The organism is Undibacterium sp. Ren11W, assembly GCF_049340485.1.
GTDB lineage: Bacteria > Pseudomonadota > Gammaproteobacteria > Burkholderiales > Burkholderiaceae_D > Undibacterium.
In genome coordinates this window covers 1-225 of sequence record NZ_JBMPPB010000054.1, presented here as the reverse complement: position 1 = coordinate 225, position 225 = coordinate 1, and the positions used below count along the sequence as shown (strand labels likewise).

1 protein-coding gene is annotated in these 225 nt (G+C 55.6%); it reads right to left on the bottom strand.

Annotation, left to right across the window (positions count from 1 at the left end; genetic code table 11):
- Positions 1-225: hypothetical protein (locus tag ACO0K8_RS22435; RefSeq protein WP_422948871.1), on the bottom strand; the 225-nt coding region annotated here is incomplete at both ends.

Here is a 225-nt window from a genome sequence, read left to right as displayed (position 1 = left end):
TGCTGTAGGTGCCCGCTGTGATTTCTGCGGCCGTTAAGACGTGGCTTTGCGGAGTCGTGCCATCGGTGATGGTTAGGGTGTCGCCTGCTTTAGCCGTACCTGGCAAGGCGACTGTGACTGCCACTGTGGTGGCTGCACCGAGTTCTGTTTTACTGATCAGGCCGTCGTTGTTGCTATCGGTGGTGATGGTGATAGTGGGTGCGTCATTCGTTACAGTCACTAATG